The organism is Bacillus sp. SIMBA_005 (assembly GCF_046535585.1).
Taxonomy (GTDB): domain Bacteria; phylum Bacillota; class Bacilli; order Bacillales; family Bacillaceae; genus Bacillus; species Bacillus pumilus.
On record NZ_JAWRWI010000198.1, the window covers coordinates 1 to 301 of the forward strand.

Below are 301 nucleotides of genomic sequence, written 5' to 3' on the forward strand. Positions count from 1 at the left end.
GGCGTTACTCTCCGTTTGCTTGCGGCAAAAATAAATCCCAGATAATCCGCTTCTGAAGCTGCCGCAAGTTCATAATCACGCTTCGATCGTATTCCGCAGTACTTTAACTCAGGCTTTTTCATATCGTCACTCTCCGAACAGTCCGCGGATCGCCTTTTGCTGCGAATCCTCTCTCATTAAGGATTCTCCGACCAATACAGCCTGCGCCCCGTGCTTGTTGACGAATTGCAGGTCAGCCAAAGAACCGATGCCGCTTTCGCTGACCAGCAGGCAGCCGTCCGGCACAAGCTGCGCTATTTTT

Annotated in this window: 2 pseudogenes; both read right to left on the reverse strand. The window is 51.5% G+C overall.

What is annotated here, in order from left to right:
• Window positions 1–122: pseudogene (locus SB660_RS19745) on the reverse strand (phosphoribosylanthranilate isomerase); the annotation flags it as partial.
• A gap of 4 nt (window positions 123–126) precedes the next feature.
• Window positions 127–301 (reverse strand): annotated as a pseudogene (locus SB660_RS19750) (indole-3-glycerol phosphate synthase TrpC); the annotation flags it as partial.